The organism is Parapedobacter lycopersici (assembly GCF_040395035.1).
Taxonomy (GTDB): domain Bacteria; phylum Bacteroidota; class Bacteroidia; order Sphingobacteriales; family Sphingobacteriaceae; genus Parapedobacter; species Parapedobacter lycopersici_A.
On record NZ_JBEBRB010000049.1, the window covers coordinates 1 to 21,110 of the forward strand.

The window sequence follows — 21,110 nt, forward strand, 5'->3', positions numbered from 1 at the left end:
GGTGTTTGGTCGAAGCTTGGTCGGGCGGTTATCGGGAAAATGTCAACCAAGCTTCGACCAAGCTTCAACCAAGCACTGACGGAGCTTCAAACAAACACCGAACGAGTTCCGAAGCCAACCCCTAGCCGGTCCGGAGCCGACCACTGGCCGGTCTGAGGTCAGCTCCCCGTCCTACGCTGCGCCGTACCGTACACCATTGATCCGCTCCATCCGTAAATGTTTTAAATTGCCGATCAGTCAATTTTTTCTATTTTTGGTAGCCAAAGCACAAAACGGATATGAGCGACAGACTAAAGATAGGTATTTCCATCGGCGATGTAAATGGTATCGGATTGGAGGTGATCATTAAAACATTGATGGACAGTAGAATATTGGAGTATTTTACCCCGATTGTTTACGGAAACACCAAAGTAACCTCTTTTCACCGCAAGGCATTGGGGATAAACGATTTCAGTTTTCAGGTGATTGATACGCCGGAACAGGCAAATGACAAACGTCCCAATTTAATTAATTGCTGGCAGGAAGATGTACAGATTAACCTGGGAGAAGAAAATGAGATAGGGGGGAAGTATGCATTCCTTTCACTGAAACACGCTACCGACGACCTGCTGGAAGGCAAACTGGATGCATTGGTAACGGCCCCCATCAACAAACATAATATCCAGCAGGAAGGATTCTCATTTCCGGGGCATACCGAATACCTGCAATCCCGTACGCAGTCGGGAGACGTGCTGATGTTTATGGTAAGCGACGACCTCCGGGTGGGCGTAGTTACCGGACATGTGCCAGTGAAGGATATTGCCGCCGGCATCAGCGAGGCAGGTATTGTCGCCAAATTGAAATTGATGAACGAAAGCCTCAAAAAGGATTTCTGGGTTGAAAAGCCAAAAATTGCCGTATTGGGCTTGAATCCACATGCCGGGGATCACGGACTGATTGGTACGGAAGATGGGGAGATCGTGACGCCAGCTGTAGAAAGGGCAAAGCAGGAGGGCGTATTCTGCTTTGGACCGTATGCGGCTGACGGCTTTTTTGCCGAGGATACCTACACGAAATTCGACGCAGTATTGGCTATGTATCACGATCAGGGATTGATCCCGTTTAAGCATATCGCTTCGCGGAGCGGGGTGAACTATACCGCCGGGCTTCCGATTGTCCGTACGTCACCTGACCACGGTACCGGATACGATATTGCAGGCAAGAATGTCGCATCTGAGGCTTCGTTCCGGGAGGCCATATTTGCTGCCGTCCATATTGTGCAGCGGAGGAGGGAACAGGAAGTGTTGTTGGAAAACCCATTGGTGGCGCGGCGCCTGGCACGCGACCGGGATTAATGCGCATGTATGAGTGATTGGCTGGCAAACCCCATTTTTTCGCTGCTAAGTACGGTTGCCGCAGAAAGCGGCGTGGAATGCTACGTAATTGGCGGCTTTGTGCGCGACCGACTGATGAATCGTGGCGTAGCGAATGATATTGATGTCGTCGTAGTGGGCAGCGGTATTGAATTTGCACAACGGGTAGGTAAAGCATTGGACACGAAGGTTAACGTCTATAAAAACTTCGGGACGGCCATGCTGGGCTATGGCGATCTCCAGATTGAGTTTGTGGGTGCCCGACGGGAGTCGTACCGGGCGGATTCACGTAAGCCATTGGTGGAGGATGGCACACTGGAGGATGACCAGAACCGGCGCGATTTTACCATCAATGCGATGGCGCTGTCGTTGAATAAGCCGGACTTTGGCCGATTGCTCGACCCTTTTGACGGCGTAGCTGATCTTCAGCGCCGGGTGATTCGTACCCCGCTCGATCCAAATGAAACGTTTTCTGATGACCCGCTGCGGATGATGCGGGCCATTCGTTTCGCTACTCAGCTTAATTTTAAAATAGATATCAGGGCTATCCGGGCCATAGCAACTAACAAGGAGCGGATAAAAATCATTTCACGTGAGCGTGTTATTGATGAATTGAACAAGATTGTATTGGCTGATAAGCCATCGATCGGATTCAATTACCTTTTTGATACCGGACTCCTGCGGTTGATTTTTCCGGCGATGGCCAATTTGCATGGCGTGGAAGTAGTCAATGGAAAAGGGCACAAAGATAATTTTTACCACACGCTGGAAGTGCTGGACAATGTGACGGAACTGGGGGGCGATCTCTGGCTCCGCTGGGCAGCTATCATGCACGACATTGCCAAACCGGCGACCAAACGCTTTGACCAACGACACGGTTGGACATTTCACGGGCACGAAGACCGGGGTGCGCGGATGGTACCGAAGTTGTTTGCCGAGCTTAAACTTCCGCTGAATGAAAAGATGAAATTCGTGCAGAAGCTGGTCCTGCTCCACCTGAGGCCTATCGTGCTGGCACAGGACGTTGTTACTGATTCTGCGGTGCGGCGGCTGCTGTTTGAGGCCGGCGATGATATTGACGACCTGATGATGCTCTGCCATGCCGATGTAACGACCAAGAACGACTATAAAAAGAAAAAATACCGACAGAACTTTGAATTGGTTAAACAGAAACTCCGCGATGTGGAGGAACGCGACCAGATCCGGAATTGGCAGCCGCCGGTAACGGGGGAGGATATTATGGATGCGTTCGGACTAAAGCCGGGCCGGATTGTTGGCGTCATTAAAAATGCGCTCCGGGAAGCCATTTTAGAAGGTGAAATAGCCAATAACCGAGAAGATGCATTCCGGTTTATCATCACAAAGGGAGAATCGCTGGGACTAACAGCAAAAGGTTAGGATTTCAAAATTCCTATTATTTTCTGATATTCGCATTTATTACAAAAACAGACACTTCGAGATATTATGGCTATTTATCGGTTTAGGATTTCTTTTGAGGATTACGATGATGTATTGCGGGAGATCGACATATTGCCCAAACAGACCTTTCTGGATCTGCACCGGGCGTTACACACGGCTACCGGTTACAATCCCGAGGTATCTTCGTCATTTTATGTCAGCAATGACCAATGGAAGAAGGGAGATGAAATCGCTTATCTACCGAATGCACGAAAAGCGGAACGCGGAGTTATCCTGATGGAGAACTCACGTCTTAATCGGTTTATTGATGATCCGCACCAGAAGTTTTATTACGTGTACAATTTTGACCGTCCGTTTGATTTCCATGTACAGCTGATCAAAATACTCAAAGAGGAAGAGGGAAAAGCGTACCCTGCGCTATTCAGAAGTGTCGGACAGGTGCCGAAACTGCCCGGAGCTGTCGTCGTTCCCGGTGAGTCGGCGAAAAAAGAAGATGAGTACGATTTCCTGAATGAAACGGAATACGGGATTGACGAAGCTGAGGACCTGGATATGCTCGATGATACCGAAGATGAAGGTGGAAAGAGCGATACCGATAACGAAGAAGGGGGAAACGAAGGGTATGAGGAAGAATATTAAGTGACACGTGGCAAAGACCTTAGTCTGTATTGTTGGTCCCACTGCCATTGGTAAAACGACCCTGGCCATAGCAGTGGCTAACGCATTTGATACGGTGATCTTATCGGCGGATTCGCGACAGTTTTACCGTGAAATGAATATCGGTACAGCCAAACCCACATCTGATGAATTGGCTGCTGTAACCCATTATTTTATCGATACGCTCAGCGTAACAGAACCTTATTCGGCAGGAGATTTTGAGCGGGATGCCCTTGAACTGCTGGATCGGCTCTTTCTGAAACACGATCGGGTTCTTCTCGTCGGCGGATCCGGTCTATTCGTGGAAGCGGTGTGCCGGGGACTGGATGACCTGCCCACACCGGCGGCCGGGATACGTGAACGGCTGAATGCGCTGCACAGTGAAAAAGGATTGGCGTACCTGCAGGAAGAACTGAGACGGGTTGATCCGGACTATTATACATCGGCAGACATTCACAATCCTCAGCGCGTAATCCGCGCGCTTGAAGTCTATGAAACAACAGGAAAGCCATTTTCAGGCTTTCGGTTGAAAAATCAGCAGCAGCGTCCGTTCTCAGTGGTGAAAATCGGATTAACAACCGACAGGGAACACCTGTATGAGCGGATTAATGAGCGCGTGGATGCGATGATGGCTAATGGATTATTGGACGAAGCCAGATCATTGCTTCCCTTTCGGAGTAGGCCGCCTTTGCTCACCGTTGGATATGCGGAACTGTTCGATTACCTTGACGGAAAATACACACTGGAAACCGCAGTTGACAAAATAAAACAACATACGCGACAATACGCCAAACGGCAACTCACCTGGTTTAGGCGGGATACGGATACCCGTTGGTTTGAACCGACGGCTGTACAGGAGATTATCTCCTACCTGCAACGGTTACCTGCTGATTAGGTCGTAGAACAAGTCTCAACAGGCAGGTGCATTACGTAACCGATCAGTCCACAATGAAATTCCATCCGAATTCGTCGGCAATACGGCCATACCGCATATCGTTGAGGTATTGCAGTATCTTGTTGGAAAATTCACGTGATGCAGGATCGGGCAACGTATAAATTTCGCCTTCGTAGCCAATTTCGGTAATCGGGGTTAACGTAGCCGCGGTTCCCGCAGCAAACGCTTCAGTAACGGTGCCGTCTTTTATACCATCAATCAATTCTTTAACGGAGACTTTACGCTCTTCCGCCTGATAACCCCAATGGCGTGCTACTTCGACAATGCTCCGGCGTGTTACGCCGTGCAGTATGGTGTCTCCCGAGGGTGTGATGATCGTATCTCCGACGCGGAACATCAGGTTGGCCGTGCCGGCCTCTTCAATGTATTTATGTTCCTGTGCGTCCGTCCACATCAGCTGGTCAAATCCTTCTTCCTGCGCGAGTCGGGTGGGATACAACGACAGCGCATAGTTGCCTGCATTCTTCGAAAAGCCGACTCCGCCTTCGGCGGCACGGGTAAATTGGGTTTCCACTTTTAACCGGAGGGGTTTGTTGTAATAGGCGCCAACCGGTCCGGTAATGATGATGAACTTATACGACAGGGAAGGGTGTACACCCAAGGCAGCTTCCGTGCCGAACATAAACGGGCGGATGTACAGGGACGCCCCCGGTGTAGCTGGCACCCAGTCGCGGTCGAGATTGATCAGTGCTTTTAGCCCGCCCATAAAAATTTCCTCGGGTACTTCGGGCATGTTCAGGCGCACGGCCGATTTATTAAAACGTTCGTGATTTTTATCCGGCCGGAAGATACTGACGGTGCCGTCGGCAAATTTGTAGGCCTTGATTCCTTCAAAGATGGACTGCCCGTAATGCAGCGCCGAGGTGGACGGACTGATGCTGATATCGCCGTAAGGGACAATACTCACCTCTTTCCATTGCCCGTCTGCATATTCGGCCACCAGCATGTGGTCTGACAGGATCTGCCCGAATTGAAGGTTATCAAAATCTACCTGTGAAAGCCTGGATTTTGGCGTACGCGCTAACTGAATCGCCGGGGTATCTACCGCACTCATAACTGAATAATTCTTAGGTGTGCAAGTTAGGAAAAAAAGCGGATTGCAAAAAATGCATTTCTTTTTCGGCCATAGGGGTAACAAACGCTTCGGCTGTGTGATATACATTAAAACAACGGTAAGTATCACCTTAAAAATTGTAATGTCATGAAAAAGATTCTACACATTGTCTCCCTGATTATCATCGGTATATTTTTTTTCCTGCTTCACCTGAAAGCACAGGACCGCGGTCCATGGCAGGTTGGCGTTTTTGGCGGTGTGAGCCCAACATTGGGCAATTACCACGGCGATACCGCACAGGCAAACCTGGGGTATGTAGGTGGCGTATTCGCCGATTACTATTTTACTGAAGGTAATTTTGGTGTAGGTGTTGATATACGTGCGATCCGGCATCCACTATGGGGAGCCGACAGTGTGTTTTTCAGCAACGGGCATATTGCCACTTCATTTAACAAAAGCAAGCGGTTTCAGTATGGCGGGCTGACCATCGGACCTACGTATCGGTTTTCGATATCGAAGTTTTCGTCGGAGCTCTTTGTAAAAGGCGGGTTGTATGTCCGGCAGTTCCCGAATTATCAGCGCACCATCACGTACACCAGCGGTGGCGGTGTTATGAGTCCGTCGGTTACCCATAGTCAGGTAATCCGTCAAACCATCAACCAGTCGAACAGGCATTTTGCCTGGATGGGTGTTGGCGGTGTGCGCTTTAATTACGAAATCACGCAGCACCTCAGTGCGTTCATCCAAGGTGATTATTTTACGTTGATCGGTCCGAAATTTAAAGGAGAATCCAATGACTTTATCATCATGGAATATGAACCACTTGTTCCGTTAACAAGCAACACTTACGTGGAAAACGCGAGTCAATATTATGCAGACAGGCCCGTAACCCGCAATACGTTTACACAGGCGATCAATATCGTAGGTGGTGTTAAATATACATTCGGCCGTAAAAAAGAACCGAAAGCAGTACCAGCGACGGAATTGCCATTGCCTCCGGTTACCCAGCAGGAAGAAGCACCGGTAAAGGTAACGCAGGATCTTATGGTGGTCGTTAATGACAAACAGACTGGCCTGCCATTAAGTGGTGTGAAAGTGATCGTTACCGGAGCGGAGGGAACACACGTGCTACTAACGAATACAAATGGTGCAACGGAACGACTGAGCGCGATAGCGAAGGGGAATTATCGGATTACCGGGGAAAAAAATGGAATCCGGACAACAGAAGCTGCGATAGCCGCTGAAGACTTTAGCGCAGCGGGTGAACTGATTTACCGCGAACTGCAGCATGATGATCCCCGCTTTACACTGATAGGTGAAACGGTTGAATGTGATACCGAACAACACCTTTCGGGAATCAATACGATGCTCACCAACGCGACTACTGATCGTAACATGAGCCAGACGTCGGACACCGAGGGTAAATTTATCTATCAATTGGAACAGCAGGCAACGTATAACATCGTGGCTAACCAGGCGGGAAAATACTCACAGACCGAGCGTGTAAGTACCGCGGGACTGGACCGTAGCAAAACCCTGTATGTAACCCTGAAACTCGGTGTCTGCCCCCTGGAAGCCGGTGCGAACTGGGTAGTGAAAAACATCCTGTATGATTTTGATAAAAGCGATATCCGTCCCGATGCAGCCCCCGTGCTTGATAATGTGGTTAATATCATGCAGCAGAACCCTACGCTGCGTATCGAACTGTCTTCCCATACCGATAGCCGGGGTAATGATGCTTATAACCTGCAATTATCGCAGCGCCGGGCCGAGGCTGCTGTTAATTACCTGGTAAAACAGGGAATCGACCGCAACCGGGTAGAGGCGAGGGGCTATGGTGAAACACAATTGCTCAATACATGCACAAATGGTGCAGCGTGTAGTGACGAGGCACACCAGGAAAACCGCCGGACTGAAATCAAAGTCCTGAGGTATTAATTGGTCTTCCGCGCACAGCATTTAACTACTGATTTACCGGAGCAACTAAACCAGTTGCTCCGGTAAACAGCAAAAAGCAAAGCAATGAAACACAGATGGAGTGAAAAATGCAGGGAATTGTCGTACTGGGGGATGGCCAGGTTCGGGTGCCGGCACTTCATGGGCTTCCTGATATTTGCCGTACGCTGGGTATTCAGACCGTAACCTGTTACCTGTGCCTAGCTGTTAGTCGCCATATTCCGCCGACAAACGCCAACACCAGCAACACCGCCGTCCAGGCCAGGGTGTTGTTTTTTTTGGTAAGGTGGATTTGGGTATCCATACCAGTGTAGTTAAGTGACGCCCAATACCACGGATTTTGTGCGGCGCGTTTTTCCGATGTCAGGTAAGCGCGCTTGGCCAGCGCCAGGGCATGCGGTGGTGATCCGGTCTGCGACAGGTATTCGTAGAAAAACCGGGTCATTACCGGCATGGTTTCATCGTCCACCGGCCAATGTGCTGCTACCACGCCACTAATTCCTTTGCTCAGGAATGCTTTATTCAGACTCTCAACGCCTTCTCCGGGGAGCAGCTGTCCGGTAGCCGTCTGGCAGGCGGATAAAAAGATGAGCGGGGTTTTGGCCGCCGAATACTTCAATTTATCCAGTGTAATCCGTTGATTCAGTACGATGTAGGGTGGCGTTTGCCCATCTGCAACGGCGTGCGCCGAGAGATGAACGACTGAACCTTCCATCAGGGAGGCAAAAAATGCATCGTCTGTCGCAGCCTTGTCCCGATATGCTGTCGTAATAAAATGATCGGCCAGGTAATCGGCTTCGACTTTTACATAAAACAGATCACGGAGGTCTTCACCGGGATAATGCTGTTTGGCTACCAATGTAACCGGTGCGTTGTAGGTTGGTAGCTGTTCCGTTGCCGTATTGAGCAGGAAGGTGTACGTATAATTAACTGCGCGGGTCTCGGCAATGAAACGATTACCGGCAACCAACGCATCAAATGGAAGCGCATGCAATATGCCGTCCGGCGATAGAATCAGTCGTTCTTCGGCTTTTTCCGGTATGGGTAGCCAGGCATTGGCAAGCTGGGTAGCCCGCTCCCGGTACCGGGCCGGGTTGTTATCATAAGCATCCGGCGTAGCCCCGAAGTAGGTGCTGATAAATTCGGGTATCTGCATGGTCTCGATTACTGTCGACGGCAGCTGATGGGCAGTTGCCTGTTCGTTGGCAAGAGAAAGGATATAGCCGTTGCCGCTTCCGTCGATAAAATAACTCAGGGTGGTAATCGAATCGGAAATAGATCGCATGCGTTTCATGAAGGAGGTAAAATCCGGTGGCGTGAACTGCTGGGCGAAGTGATTCTCGGAAAGCTGGAATTGAAAAGCCAGCTGCTCTGCGGCTGCGGTAAGCTGCTGTTTCGTGGTCGCATCGGTTTCTGCGGCCAGGGTTTGATACAGGTGCTGCAACTGGTGCCGATGCAGTGATTGGTCGGTGCTGTCCTGGGCCCATTGTGCCGTGCGGTTGATTTCCTGCAGCAGTTGCCGGCCCTTGGAAAGCTCAGTTATCCATAGCATCGTTTCGGCGATAGGCTGTCGCCTGGCTGCAGGGGCGCTACTGTACGATTGCCATAAATAGGCCATTGCTTCGCTCAGCAACTGGCGGCTCCAGGCCGAGTTTTGATACTGACTCTCGCTGCTGACGATCAACTGCTGTGTATAGTATGCGTTTTCAACGGCCTTGGCATAATAATAATCGGCCGAATCGCTTTGCTGTACAGTGTGTGTCCGCGCCAGCCCCCACAGTGCCTCGGTAAAGGCATAATCCGGGAAACTATGAGCGGATTCCGTCAAAGGAGCAAAAAGCGATAGCGTTTTCTTGAAGTCCCGCTGTGCTGCCTGTGGTTGCTTGAAGAATAGCTGGAGATTGCCACGGGCATAATAGTATTTGGCTTTATCGCGCTGTTTGCTGGTCGGAAAGTGCTGTTCAGCCAGGCCAATTGCCTGGTTAATGGAGCGGAGTGCCCTTTCGGGCGATTGCTGATGCAACTCAAGTAAACTCTGTTGGTGTAGCGCTGATGCATACCAGATCAGCGTATCGCCGCGGAGCTCCCGTTGCGAAAAAATGTCAATTGCACGGCGGTTGTAATACCTGGTACTGTCGACAACACCTTGTCCGTAATAACACCGGGCCATATTGTTATATAGTAATGCGGCCTGTGTACTTTCCGGCGCAAGGTAGGCCAGGCCCGAGCGGCATGCCTGCAACAGGCTGTCCGGTTGACCAATCTGCTCATATACGATCGCCAGATTGCCATATAAGGCGGGAAGATCAGCGGTGTTGTGGGTTCTGTTAATCCGGGAGATCGCTTGCTGATGGATATGCAATGCCTTTTGCAGGTCGCCGATTTGCGTATATAGGTTGCCCAGCGGTTTCGCGATATACAATACAAAGTCCGGTTCAGTCAGCCGCTCTGCCAGGCAATAGTCCATCGCTTGCTCATAATAACGGGCACTTTCCTGCAGATTGCCATGTTCGCGTAATGCATAACCCACGTTTAGCAATAGCCAGGCATACATTTCTTTTCCTTCCAATGTAGTAGGCATCGCCGGCAATAGTTGCAAAAATGAATCTGGGCGGTGAATAAACTGCTCAGGATGGTCGTAGGCGATGTTGCCCAGTTCTTCCAGCTTCAGTAGCACCGAAGCAGTATCGGTTGTACTAACCGTAACTTGCAACGCCCTTTCGGGGATATTATCCGGTTGCCGGCAGGCAATACAGGACACCAGTATAAAACCGATGAGTCGCAGATAAGTAACCGATGGAAATAGACCAGGCATGGGCAAGCTCGTTAAAGTCGCCAGGCCGCATACAACTGCCCAAATTGTCCTTGATTACCCCCATACACGTACCGTAGGCCCAATACGGGTCCGAGATAAGTCCGACCGAAATTAAAATCGACAAAGGGTTGGAGACCTAACCTGCTTGCAGGTAGCCGATCCACTTTCTGCGGTTGCTGTACCGTTGTTTCTCCGTTTGCTAAAATCAAATTGTATGTGCGTTCCTCACGATGTGATGTATTGAACGTTACATTGGCAAGGGCACCGAGGCCGGCCGAGAACCAGCTGTTGAAATTATAGCGGATATGCAGCGGAACGATGCGCAATTGGAGGTACTTAGTCTCAGTGTCGCGATCGTATCGCTCATATTCAACAGTTTGTATACGATCACTGTCTGGTATCCGGTATTGGATAGTGCCGTATTCAAAAATGGTGCGCGATTCAGTAAATGAATACGTATTGGCATAAAGTTCTACCTGCCAATACAGTTTACGATAAGGTGCGATGGGCGCCAGTCCGACACCCAATAATGCCCCGTTCTTCAGATTCGTCCTTGCCGGATTGTCGACATTTCCGATGTCCTCCCGTTCAGGTGATTGCAGGAAATGGTGATAGCCTGCGAAGACGATCGGAGAAAAGCCTTTCCGGAATCTCCCGGTGGCGAAATTAGTGGTAATAGGTTCATTTTTATCGAAGAAAATATTTGTCTGCCCCCGGAACGGACGGTTAGGCAGCTTCTTTCGGGGCTGAACAGTAAAGCGTATAAAACCACGGGTACTGTCTTTATCGTGCACATCGGGTGCTTTTGAGCCAGGCAGCGCAATGTTGTTAAATTGAAATACCAATGTGTCCACACCTTTAATATGGTACTGATAGCAGCTCAGCCCTTCGGTGGCGCAGGAATCAACCGCCGGGTATAGGTTAAGTAATTTAAATGTTGCAGGGTCCAATGCCTCCGGCAGTTCAATTTCCAGTCGGATATTCTTAGCATCACCTTCTCCGTCGTTCTGGAACTGCACTTTGTAGGTGAGTTCTTTGCGCCGGGATAAAGCACGGTAACTGAGCCGCGATTGTTTTAAAGACATCTTGTTGGGGTCATGGGATGTTACGATAGGGACATCAAGGCGATGCACGGTAGCTGGCCCCGTTTCGGGGAGGAACACACCCGTAATGGTTACCGTGGCATTGGTGTCGGTCAGCATTTCAGGGGTGATTGCTAAATTGATCAGTGAAAACTGCGCGTCCGTCGCGGCATCAACATCATATGCAGTAACGGTATTGTAACTGCCATACAAATCTGAAAAATAGGAAATGGCCTCTTTTTCGGTAAATTGAAGTTCCTCCCGGATTCCATAATCAGGACTTCCGCTTTGCGTCACCGTTGCACCGGGCACGGCCGCCCATAATCCCTGCAGCATTTTGGAATCTTCCAATTGCAGCAACTGCTCTCCGTTGTAAGTCGACTGGCCGGTATACACAAATCCAGGGGATTCAAAAATTTTTTCATTGGTGAGCAGGAAGACTTTTCCTTTTTCTTTCGTTTTTATTCCGGCAACCACGACCATATCTTCGCCAGGCAGTGCATTGGCATTTTTAGTCAACTGGAAAATGCCATTTGACGAAAAGAAATGCTGTTCCGCCGCTGAAGTCACTTTCTGCGCCCCGGTGTTGCCCGGCTCTACCCTGACTTTCCGTGTGGGGCGTTTGGGACGTGGGCCGTTGTCATAATTGCTAACCGTATAGAGTGTCACATCATAATCGCCGGACTTGGTATATACATGCGTTGGCGCTTCCGCTGTACTGAAATGGCCATCGCCAAAATCCCAAAGGTAGGTATAGAATGGCTGCCTGCCTCCGGGAATACCCTGCAAAACCGGTAATTCGGCGGTAAACACCGCTTGTTCACGGATGAACTGCACAGCTATCTGCGCCTCAACAGTGTCGGCTTCCCGGCCGTGCGCTTGAAAAAAGAAAAGGGAAGGAAAAAAAAAGAGCAGGTAATGTTTTATTCCCATGATTGTCAGGTTGCTTTTAAGGGTTGAAAGTAATAAAATTTTTTATTTTTACGGGCGTTCAATTCATACAAGCCGCTCCTATGCATCCGGACCAACGATACATCAACTACCTACAGCAAAACGATCGTAAGGGGATTACGGAAATTTACCAGCAATTTGCCGGTAAGGTTACCCGGATGATTTGCCATAATAATGGTGATGAATCGGATGCGGCAGATGTGCTGCAGGAAGCACTGGCAGCTATTTACCGGTTGAGTGCCGACGGGAAATTTACATTAACCTGTCCGTTCGAAGCATTTCTGATTACGGTATGTAAGCGGAAATGGCTGAATGCATTGAAAAAAAAATCAATAAGTCCCGTAACAAAATCACTGGACGACGGATTTACTATTGAACAGCATGAAGAGACCGAAGCGCGTCAATATGCCGAACAGATCGAACGCGAATCGACTGTGATGCAGGTACTGGAAACTATGGGTGAAAAATGCCGGGAGATCATCAGGGCCTGTATGGGAAAGCAGCATCAGGAACAGGTAGCGGAGCAGTTGGGGTTAACCTATGCGTACTTACGAAAGAAAAAAAGCGAATGCATGGCTCAATTGGGTAAACTGGTACGGGCACATCCGTTATTTAAGCAGGAGGAACGTTAAATGGAGCATTATTTTGAACATATTCAGGATTATTTGGACGGACTGCTAACCCCGGAAGAGCGGCATGTTTTCGAACAGGAGTTACAACGGAATGCGGCACTGCGGGAGGAAACCAATCATCAGCGAGAACTTCACGCAATTATCGGTAAGCACCGGCGCGCTGCGGAAGGGCTGCCTGCGTTACAGGAAACACTGCGACAGGTGAGTGACAAGCATTTTGCCGACCGGCCTGCGCTGAAGAAACGGCGGGTGATTACTTGGCTGATTCCGGTGGCTGCCGCAGCCTGCCTGCTCGTTGCATTTAACTTTTTCGGATGGTTTACTACAGACTTCAACCAACTACCAGAAATGTCGCTGGCGGTAACTCGGGGTGATGCATCGGACACTGATTACGAGGAAGCCGCCCGGGCATTTAATGCGACAGACTATGACCGTAGCGCCAAGTTGTTGGCTGCTTTAGTGCAGCGCGACACAACCGTTATCCGTTACCAGTTCTTCTTGGGGCTTAGCCATATCGGGCAGCAGGACTATCATCGCGCCGCGGCACAGCTGCGGTCCATTGCCGATGGTCCGTCGGTATTTGCCGATGACGCCCGTTATTTTATGGCTGTGGCGCTGTGGCATATCGGAAACGAACAGCAGGCGGCAAACTACGCCAAACAGGTTACGGTATCCAGCCTTTATTACGAAAAGGCGGAAAAACTGCTTCGTAAATTGCAATAGCCTGATATACACTGTCGAAAACCGTTTGAATCATCTATAACTTCTTTCATGAAAGTTGTCCTGCCGGGCAGCCTGTGGCCACTTTTTAAATTAATTACGGATTGAGGGTAACAATTATCCTACCGTATGGATATACGAATAAATACAACAGACGCCGGGTCAAAGCCCGGCCAAAAATGGTTTAACTTTAAAACAACAATCATGAAAAAGTCTTTATTCTTATCCACGGGTTTCGCGCTATCGGCGTTGGCATTCAACGCCTGTCATAAAGAAACGTCCTTTCAACCGCAGCTGATCAATGCCACGGCGTTTGAAAATGAGCATGTGGCCCAACTTCAATTGTTTACTGGAAATGCCACAGCCGGATTCTCCATCACAGGTGCCGGTGGCACGGAGATTACGTTCCCCGCAGCGGCCTTTGTAAATACAAACGGCGATGTGGTCACCGGTGATGTGGAGATTGGTATCATCGAAATCCTCACGAAAAGGGATCTGTTGCTTGCCGGTGTCCCAACAGAATCAAATGGCCAGCTGCTGGAGTCGGGTGGGGAAATATATATCCAGGCAATTCAACAGGGGGATACGCTGTTGCTGAATCCGGTAAATGGACAATGGAGTACTAATCCTGTTCAGGTTAAACTACCGCGTGATCCTTCGATTGATCCCAATGGGATGATCCTATTCAACCAAGGCCCCCGGTTTGACGGCAACGTACTGGACGACGATTCTTATACCTGGCTGGTCTTTGATGAATCTCCGCAGAGTATGGTCGGTCCATATACTTATGACTTCACTATTCCTGCATTTGGCTGGATAAATGTGGATAAGTTTCTGAACTATCCGCCAAGCCAGCTGACCTTTGTACATGTTCAGTTAACACCCGGGTCAACCAATGGCTTGCAGGACGTCGCGGTGTTAATGGTTTTTGAAGACATCAATGCCGTTATCGGGTTAAATTATGATCCGGCAATGAATCAGTTTGGCACCGAAAGCTTTTCCGTAACGCCCAATATTCCGATTGGTGAACAGATTGCCGTAGTAATGATTGCCAAGGATGCACAGCATAACCTCTATTTTGCAAAGCAGGAGCACATCGCTATAACCGCCAATGCAACCTATACGTTAACGCCGCAACCGGCTACACAACAGGATATCAACTGGTTGAATAACTTGTAGTCGCGTTAAACACCGGTAATAAAAGGCCTGCCAGATGGCGGGCTTTTTCGTGCTATTTATTGATGACACGATTATTTGACCCGTCCTGATTTATTTTGCATTGTAGTAAGGGGGTAACGCCAGGTCGTTGTCATATATGGAAAAAGCATATGATGACAACTAACATTCTAAGTACAAGCCGAAGCGCATTATTCATTATTCTATCGGCCATTTTAATCCAGGTAAAACCAATACAGGCCCAGTCCGCCGATAGGCGGGACACTATCCATCCCGTCCAGATTTCCTTTGTACCCGGACTCAGTATACTGGGTAACGAAAGCGCGCATGCTGTGAGCCGGTTCTCCCTTAATATCATCGGTGGGTACACTGGAGGAGTCGCCGGGCTGGAACTTGGCGGCGTATTTAATATTAACCGGTCCGATGTGCGCAACGTCCAGCTTGCCGGTGTATTCAACCGGGTTGGAAATACACTTTACGGGGTTCAGGCCGCCGGTGTTATCAATCAGGTAGCCAGTTCCATGTCCGGGATTCAGCTCGCCGGTGCAGCAAACCGGTCCGGAGAGGTGCATGGGGCCCAATTCGCCGGGGTAGTTAACCTGGCCCGGTCGGTTCGGGGTGCCCAATTTGCAGGGGCAGTCAACATTGCACGCGGAGAAACCGGATCACAGATCGCCGGGGTGGTTAACGTTGGAAAAAATGTAAAAGGGGTGCAGCTTGCCGGATTGCTGAATATTGCCGACAGCAGCGATTACCCCGTGGGCCTGATTAACCTGATCAGGAATGGTCAGAAAAGTATGGCCGTTGAAGTCGATGAAACGGGCACAGCGAGTTTGGTCTTCCGGTCCGGTGGCCGTGTATTGTATGGTGTGTTGGGTATTGGCTACCGTTTCGGAAATGATGGATATGACTATGCGTTGGAGGGTGGGCTTGGTGCGCGCCTGGTTAGTAAAAGCCGGTTTTCGCTAAACGTCGAAGCGGTGCAGCGCACGACCACCGATTTTGATACGTACACCCACATGGCTTCCTTGAAAATACTGCCGGCCTTCAGGTTCGGAAACCACCTGGAGATCTTCGGCGGTCCCACCGCCAATGTAAGCTATGCAGACGACGATGTGGTTTCCATGGATGCTCCCGGCTGGGTATGGTACCGGCATGGGGGCGACCACGATGTCCGTTCGATGCATGGAGGGCTTATTGGCGGTATCCGGTACGTCTGGTAGCAATGGTAGCTAGGGAGGTTGTTAAAGCCCCTTTTTACCGGATATCAGGGATATTTCCGGAAGCAGAAAGTGTTTAACTTTGGAGGGTTGGATAGCTTAGCCCTGTTCAATAAGTACATTGCCTATCGACGCTGGACAAAGGGCTATCCGTCTTTTAAAACGGTTGACAATGTACTTATTTCGATGCTAAGCAAAAATAAGTGTGTATGGGTATCGTTAATAAATTCATTGTCTTTGTTGTACTTGGTATTCCTTTTTTAAACACAACACATGCACAGGTTGTTAATGTGGGGATAAAATACGAAGAGCGAACCATGTTCCAGGCCGGCATCAATGTTCCTTTGATCTTTGATAATACCCGACCTTTTGATATAAGTTATGGTGTGGATTACACCTCACCTAATGCCAGGGTGCCGTCAGGTCTGCAGGCACAGACAACGGCCCTATACTTTATCATAGACGATGAAAAGCTGTTTTTACTCGCCCTCGGCCTGAATGCCGGTTACCTGTTTGATTTCAATAAACAGTTTAATAACCAGTTCCGGTTTACACCGCATTTGTATACGGAATTTTTTCTGTTCAATTGTAAAGTAGGATACGACTATATGATACCGTTTAATAAAGGCTACCCCGCTATTTCCATAGGAATCGGTGGCGGATACCTGTTCAGGCATTTTAAAATAGGACTTTGATATCAGGGGCAGGGGCCGTAACCGATGACGCTAGGAGTCCCGTAACGGCATCAAGTAGGGTTAACCTGTGATCTGCAGTTTGCGCGTTTATACTGAATGCCGTTCCTGGAAACCCCTGTTTTATGCACTCCCATAACCCCTAAATAGGGATTTTATAAGTAGAAGGTAAAGCAAATTAGGAACGCATTCTGCGGAACAGTTTATAAACCTCAATCCACAGCACGGAAACCGCCGCAATGGCAAAGCAAACCCCCAATCCCGTTGCACGCAGCGCTGTCACATCAAAGAATCGGGACAGCGGTTCCACATATAGGATGGCGAAGAGCATGATCAAAACCAGCGCGGTGATGCCGGTGAGCAAGGGATTGCGGCTTCTAAGACGCTCGAAAATACTGTAAAAGAACGAGCGATTGGTAAAGCTCAGCAGGATGTTCGCAAAAATAAGTGTGGTAAATACCATCGCCCTCGTCTGTTCTTCGCTTCCGCCGTTTTGAACAGTCAGTTGATAGGCAAACAGCACCCCTGCAGTGATTACCAGTCCCTGTACAACACTGATGATCAGCTCGCGTCCGTTCAGAAACGTGTCGGTCATGATCCTGGGCGGCCGCTGCATGGCGTTCCGTTCCATGGGTTCGTTCTCATAGACAATGGAACAGGTGGGGCCCATCACCAGTTCCAAGAAGATCACATGGACCGGCGTAAAGATCTGCGGGAATATCCAGCCCAGAAACAGGGGCAGGGACACCGTCAGGATAATGGGTATATGAATGGAAATAATGTATTGAACGGCTTTTTTGATGTTGGTATATATCCGTCTTCCGGCGGCTATACCGGTGATCAACTTGCCGAGGTCGTCGTTGGTAATCACCAGGGCAGCGGCTGATTTGGCAATTTCTGTCCCTTTATTGCCCATGGCCACGCCAATGTGGGCAGCTTTCAGGGCCGGACCATCGTTTACCCCGTCGCCTAGCATAGCCACTACTTCGCCCCGTTTTTTCAGTGCATTTACTACGGCCAGCTTGGCTTCAGGAAACATTCGTGTAAACAGCGTGGTGCGCGCCGAGAGTTGCATGAGTTCTTCTTCCGAACGATTGATGAGCTCGCCGCCGTTTACAGGCGGGGTATCGCTAACGATGCCCGCTTGAACGGCAATGGCGTTCGTGGTGTCCGCATTATCACCGGTAATCACCTTGACGGCGATCCCAGCTTCGTAAATCCGGTGGAATACGTCTTTGATGCCTTTCTTGGGCGGGTCATAGAAAACTGTCAGTCCCAGAAATTCAAATGGAAAATCCTGCTGTTTTTCGGGGAATTCGGTTCCTTCAAATATTGACCTTGCCACACCCAGTATACGATATCCCTGCGCTGCGAATGCTTTTATCCGGTTTCTCACCCGCTCCTTTTCATCGGCCGAAAGCCTGGATACATTAAGTATGGCCTCCGGAGCGCCTTTCGCCGCTATGATCCGGTTTTTGTGGGTGTCCTCAAAGAGGTGTGTCATCATCGGTGGTTTCCCTTCGAGGGGATATTCATGGAACATACGGTAGTCACCCCGGAGGTCGTTGGACTGTGTTTGCTCATATACATTGTGCAGCGTCCGCTCCATAGGGTCGAATGGGGCAGGTTCGCTGCTCCACATCGCATAGCTGATGAGGGTTGATAACGCTGGGTCGTTGAAGGACGGAGTATCGTATGTCTTGTCGGTCTGGAAAACATACAGGTTGATCAGCTGCATCGAATTTTCGGTAATCGTACCCGTTTTGTCGGTGCAGATAACCGTAGTACTGCCCAGCGTTTCCACGATGCTGCTTCGCTTGATGATGATGCCCTGCTGCATGAGCTTCCAGGCACCGAGCGCCATGAAGGTGGTGAAAGCGACCGGGATCTCTTCCGGCAGAACAGACATCGCCAATGTAAGCCCACTGAGTAGGCTGGCAATGAGGTCTCCGGTCTGATGATACCTGAAAAGACAGACCATCAGGAAAATGACAATACCGACAATGGCCATCGTTTTTACGAATCTGGTGATCTGGAGCTGTAGGGGAGAAGGCGCTGCTTTTATGGTCAGCAGGGATTCTCCAATCTTGCCGATACGGGTCTCCTTCCCGATTTTCGTAACCTCGAAAACGGCCAGTCCTGAAACCGTAAGGGTGCCGCTATACACTTGGTTGTCTTCCGACCGGCTATCCTTGAATACGGAGAAGCTCTCGCCGGTAAGCGAAGCTTCGTTCACGGAGAAATCATTGCTATGTAGAATACGCCCATCGGCGTTGATTATTTTTCCCTCTTCCGTAATGCAAAGATCGCCCACCGCAATTTCGTGTGTGGGAATTTCCACGACGGTTGAATTCCGGACCACCCGGCTCAGTGGCTCGTTGAGTTTTTCCAGCGCTTCCAATGCTTTTTTGCTGCGGTTATCCTGGTAAAAGGAGATAGCAGAGACCGCAACAATAGCTACAAACATAAATGCCGCCTCGCCATAGTCGCCAACCAAAACGTAGATCAACGAAATGACGATAAGTAGGATAAGCATCGGTTCTTTCAGGATGTCGACGAGTAGCGACAACCAAGAGTTTTTGCGGACCGCATCTAACTGATTATAGCCGTATTGCTTCCGGGAAGCAGCTACTTCATCGTCGGTGAGGCCTTTCAGGTGGCCGGGAATGTGATAGGGCATAGGCCGGGTGTGTTCTGACAGATTAAAACTACGGATTATTTGTAAGATTAAAGCCGTCAAATGCTTAAGTTTTTGGCGGATATTAACACAGTACCAATTGTGAGGGCATTCATCCGCTCTTTTCCAACATATAATGGGATTTCAGCGTGCCCTGCAGACTGTGGAAATAACCAATATCGATTTATCATGCTTTTCGGCAGGTGACACGCAGACAGAAAAGACATGGTCGGGTTTAAATTGGTGTCAAAAAGAAAGGTTACCTCATTGGTAACCTTTCTTTCGTAGTAGCGGCAAGTTGTTAAGTTTATTGTGTCATTATCCAAAACTAAAACTAAGGGCGTGAACAAACACCCAACTACTACGGGCGATCTGCATACAAAATATTATCGCCTGCCGCCCATACATCATCCCGCCTTCCGGAGGACGCCCGGGTAACAAAGCCATCCCAATCGCCGATGCTGGGCGAAGTCGCCGTCCCATTGCCGTTACTATCGCCCCCATGTGCGTCGTCGTGAAAAGAAGTGAGCGTAGCCGTGGGGTGCAGGTTGATGATGCGGATATCATCCCACCCGTTGATACCGGCGCTGACACCTGGAAATTTAACGACAACATTGGGTCCGATCGTTATGGTATGCGGTGTTTTTGCTATATGGGAATTTCCCCCGGTATACACATACGGCACTTCGGTATGCCCCCAGGTTACATCAGCTTCCTGATGATCCATGCCGAACATATGGATGATGTTCCGATCATTCTGCTCTGCCGGATTATCAGGATTATGAAATTTATTGCTTGCATCCACGGGGAAGTAGGGATTGATCACCATCGGAACGTCGTTATCGTAGAATACATTGTTGGTAAATTGGATCACTTCCGGATTGGGTAGATGTTGTATAAAGACGGCCTCGAAAGTCGCAGAAATACCCGGGCTTCCCGGATTCAAATATTTTTTGTCCTCGCCAAGTGTATGCGCAAATACACAATGATCAAAGGTAAAGGCGCCGCCCGCATCATTGTCAAACCAAACCGCCGAAGAAGTCCCTTCACCTGCCCTACCTCCGGCGTATAGAAAATCTGTGTAAGTAAAACTATGGTTGTTTCCACCATCGATCGTAATGCCTCCCCAATCGCCTCTGGCCGGCTGGGTGTCAGCTCCCTCTGCCTGTATGTTTCCGCAATGTGTACGATCCGTATACGAGGTAAACACAATACGTTTATTCGCTGTGCCGTTGGCAATGATCCGGCCGTTTTTGCCCGGACGAACTACCATCGAAGAACCGCTGTCGAATTTCATAACCGTGCCGGGTTCAATGGTTAGTTCGGATTCGATTTCTACGCTGGTGATACCTTTAAACAAATATACTCTATCGGCTGTCCAAGTGGTGGGTTCTGTGATTCGGACGGCCGTATTGACAAATTCTTCGACCAGTGCACACCCTGTGTCTTCGTCGACATTGATGTCGTCGTTGATGTCATCGTTCTTGGTGCAGCTCGCCAGGATAGCTCCTGCCAAAAGCATGGTTAATGTTTTTCTGCTTATTTTTCGGATTGTTGTTTTCATTTCTTTTACTTCTATGGTTTATATTTTTTATGGGAATGGAGATTTGCGTAGTGTAGCGCTACTGCCTTTTCATTTGATAAGAGCAAAAGTATAGCGGCGGTGTATCACCCGGTACCCCCCAAAGGGGGTTTTTGTGGAAGAATAATATGGAACGACCGTGACCAGTAAGGTATTGCGGAGGAGAAATC

Annotated in this window: 15 protein-coding genes; 10 read left to right on the forward strand and 5 right to left on the reverse strand. The window is 49.4% G+C overall.

The annotated features are described in order from the left end of the window. Nucleotides 1-278: 278 nt before the first annotated feature. The 4 genes from pdxA (at nt 279) to miaA (ending at nt 4,323) form a co-directional block, all read left to right on the forward strand. Entirely contained in the window at nt 279-1,334 is a 1,056-nt protein-coding gene (gene pdxA / locus ABWO75_RS10070; protein ID WP_353185132.1) for a 4-hydroxythreonine-4-phosphate dehydrogenase PdxA, read from the forward strand. 9 nt (nt 1,335-1,343) lie between these two features. Beyond that, a complete protein-coding gene (locus ABWO75_RS10075) occupies nt 1,344-2,750 on the forward strand; it encodes a CCA tRNA nucleotidyltransferase (RefSeq protein ID WP_353185134.1) in 1,407 nt (468 codons plus the stop codon). A 66-nt stretch (nt 2,751-2,816) separates the two neighbouring features. Then, nucleotides 2,817-3,410 carry an IS1096 element passenger TnpR family protein gene (locus ABWO75_RS10080; protein ID WP_353185136.1) on the forward strand — a complete coding sequence of 198 codons (594 nt, stop codon included), beginning with the start codon at nt 2,817-2,819 and terminating at the stop codon, nt 3,408-3,410. A 7-nt stretch (nt 3,411-3,417) separates the two neighbouring features. Continuing rightward, on the forward strand, nt 3,418-4,323 hold the full coding sequence (gene miaA, locus ABWO75_RS10085; protein ID WP_353185138.1) for a tRNA (adenosine(37)-N6)-dimethylallyltransferase MiaA: 906 nt from the start codon (nt 3,418-3,420) through the stop codon (nt 4,321-4,323). 43 nt (nt 4,324-4,366) lie between these two features. Here miaA and ABWO75_RS10090 read toward each other — a convergent pair whose 3' ends face one another. Next, nucleotides 4,367-5,437 carry a branched-chain amino acid aminotransferase gene (locus ABWO75_RS10090; protein ID WP_353185140.1) on the reverse strand — a complete coding sequence of 357 codons (1,071 nt, stop codon included), beginning with the start codon at nt 5,435-5,437 and terminating at the stop codon, nt 4,367-4,369. Nucleotides 5,438-5,584: 147 nt separating this feature from the next. Between ABWO75_RS10090 and ABWO75_RS10095 the strand changes: the two genes are divergently transcribed. Beyond that, nucleotides 5,585-7,375, forward strand: coding sequence for an OmpA family protein (locus tag ABWO75_RS10095; protein ID WP_353185142.1), 1,791 nt, complete (start codon nt 5,585-5,587; stop codon nt 7,373-7,375). Between the two features lie 208 nt (nt 7,376-7,583). Here the strand turns inward: ABWO75_RS10095 and ABWO75_RS10100 are convergent, their stop codons facing one another. Both ABWO75_RS10100 and ABWO75_RS10105 read right to left on the reverse strand, forming a co-directional pair. Beyond that, nucleotides 7,584-10,208: a CHAT domain-containing protein gene (locus tag ABWO75_RS10100; protein WP_353185144.1), complete on the reverse strand. Its 2,625-nt coding sequence runs from the start codon at nt 10,206-10,208 to the stop codon at nt 7,584-7,586. 11 nt (nt 10,209-10,219) lie between these two features. Next, a complete protein-coding gene (locus tag ABWO75_RS10105; protein WP_353185146.1) occupies nt 10,220-12,223 on the reverse strand; it encodes a DUF7849 domain-containing protein in 2,004 nt (667 codons plus the stop codon). An 80-nt stretch (nt 12,224-12,303) separates the two neighbouring features. Between ABWO75_RS10105 and ABWO75_RS10110 the strand changes: the two genes are divergently transcribed. From ABWO75_RS10110 to ABWO75_RS10130, 5 genes are all read left to right on the forward strand, one after another. After that, complete coding sequence (locus ABWO75_RS10110) at nt 12,304-12,873, forward strand: RNA polymerase sigma factor (RefSeq protein ID WP_353185148.1); 570 nt, start codon at nt 12,304-12,306, stop codon at nt 12,871-12,873. Next, nucleotides 12,874-13,596 (forward strand): hypothetical protein, encoded by a 723-nt coding sequence (locus tag ABWO75_RS10115; protein WP_353185150.1) that lies wholly within the window; start codon nt 12,874-12,876, stop codon nt 13,594-13,596. A gap of 201 nt (nt 13,597-13,797) precedes the next feature. Continuing rightward, nucleotides 13,798-14,772, forward strand: coding sequence for a hypothetical protein (locus ABWO75_RS10120; protein WP_353185152.1), 975 nt, complete (start codon nt 13,798-13,800; stop codon nt 14,770-14,772). A 149-nt stretch (nt 14,773-14,921) separates the two neighbouring features. Continuing rightward, nucleotides 14,922-15,992: a hypothetical protein gene (locus ABWO75_RS10125; RefSeq protein WP_353185154.1), complete on the forward strand. Its 1,071-nt coding sequence runs from the start codon at nt 14,922-14,924 to the stop codon at nt 15,990-15,992. A gap of 206 nt (nt 15,993-16,198) precedes the next feature. Next, on the forward strand, nt 16,199-16,684 hold the full coding sequence (locus ABWO75_RS10130; protein ID WP_353185156.1) for a hypothetical protein: 486 nt from the start codon (nt 16,199-16,201) through the stop codon (nt 16,682-16,684). Nucleotides 16,685-16,859: 175 nt separating this feature from the next. Here ABWO75_RS10130 and ABWO75_RS10135 read toward each other — a convergent pair whose 3' ends face one another. Together ABWO75_RS10135 and ABWO75_RS10140 are read right to left on the reverse strand one after the other, a co-directional pair. Then, complete coding sequence (locus ABWO75_RS10135) at nt 16,860-19,361, reverse strand: cation-translocating P-type ATPase (RefSeq protein WP_353185158.1); 2,502 nt, start codon at nt 19,359-19,361, stop codon at nt 16,860-16,862. A 358-nt stretch (nt 19,362-19,719) separates the two neighbouring features. After that, the gene (locus tag ABWO75_RS10140) at nt 19,720-20,922 is read right to left on the reverse strand and encodes a beta-helix domain-containing protein (RefSeq protein WP_353185160.1); all 1,203 of its coding nucleotides are present in this window, start codon (nt 20,920-20,922) and stop codon (nt 19,720-19,722) included. Between the last annotated feature and the right edge of the window lie 188 nt (nt 20,923-21,110).

Bases quoted from the DNA above. Each gene is read 5' to 3' on its own strand.
- ABWO75_RS10100 (WP_353185144.1), bottom strand. From the start codon at position 10,208: ATGCCTGGTCTATTTCCATCGGTTACTTATCTGCGACTCATCGGTTTT.
- ABWO75_RS10135 (WP_353185158.1), bottom strand. From the start codon at position 19,361: ATGCCCTATCACATTCCCGGCCACCTGAAAGGCCTCACCGACGATGAA.
- ABWO75_RS10115 (WP_353185150.1), top strand. From the start codon at position 12,874: ATGGAGCATTATTTTGAACATATTCAGGATTATTTGGACGGACTGCTA.
- ABWO75_RS10125 (WP_353185154.1), top strand. From the start codon at position 14,922: ATGATGACAACTAACATTCTAAGTACAAGCCGAAGCGCATTATTCATT.
- ABWO75_RS10130 (WP_353185156.1), top strand. From the start codon at position 16,199: ATGGGTATCGTTAATAAATTCATTGTCTTTGTTGTACTTGGTATTCCT.
- ABWO75_RS10075 (WP_353185134.1), top strand. From the start codon at position 1,344: ATGAGTGATTGGCTGGCAAACCCCATTTTTTCGCTGCTAAGTACGGTT.
- ABWO75_RS10095 (WP_353185142.1), top strand. From the start codon at position 5,585: ATGAAAAAGATTCTACACATTGTCTCCCTGATTATCATCGGTATATTT.
- ABWO75_RS10140 (WP_353185160.1), bottom strand. From the start codon at position 20,922: ATGAAAACAACAATCCGAAAAATAAGCAGAAAAACATTAACCATGCTT.
- ABWO75_RS10110 (WP_353185148.1), top strand. From the start codon at position 12,304: ATGCATCCGGACCAACGATACATCAACTACCTACAGCAAAACGATCGT.
- ABWO75_RS10105 (WP_353185146.1), bottom strand. From the start codon at position 12,223: ATGGGAATAAAACATTACCTGCTCTTTTTTTTTCCTTCCCTTTTCTTT.
- ABWO75_RS10090 (WP_353185140.1), bottom strand. From the start codon at position 5,437: ATGAGTGCGGTAGATACCCCGGCGATTCAGTTAGCGCGTACGCCAAAA.
- ABWO75_RS10120 (WP_353185152.1), top strand. From the start codon at position 13,798: ATGAAAAAGTCTTTATTCTTATCCACGGGTTTCGCGCTATCGGCGTTG.
- ABWO75_RS10080 (WP_353185136.1), top strand. From the start codon at position 2,817: ATGGCTATTTATCGGTTTAGGATTTCTTTTGAGGATTACGATGATGTA.
- pdxA (WP_353185132.1), top strand. From the start codon at position 279: ATGAGCGACAGACTAAAGATAGGTATTTCCATCGGCGATGTAAATGGT.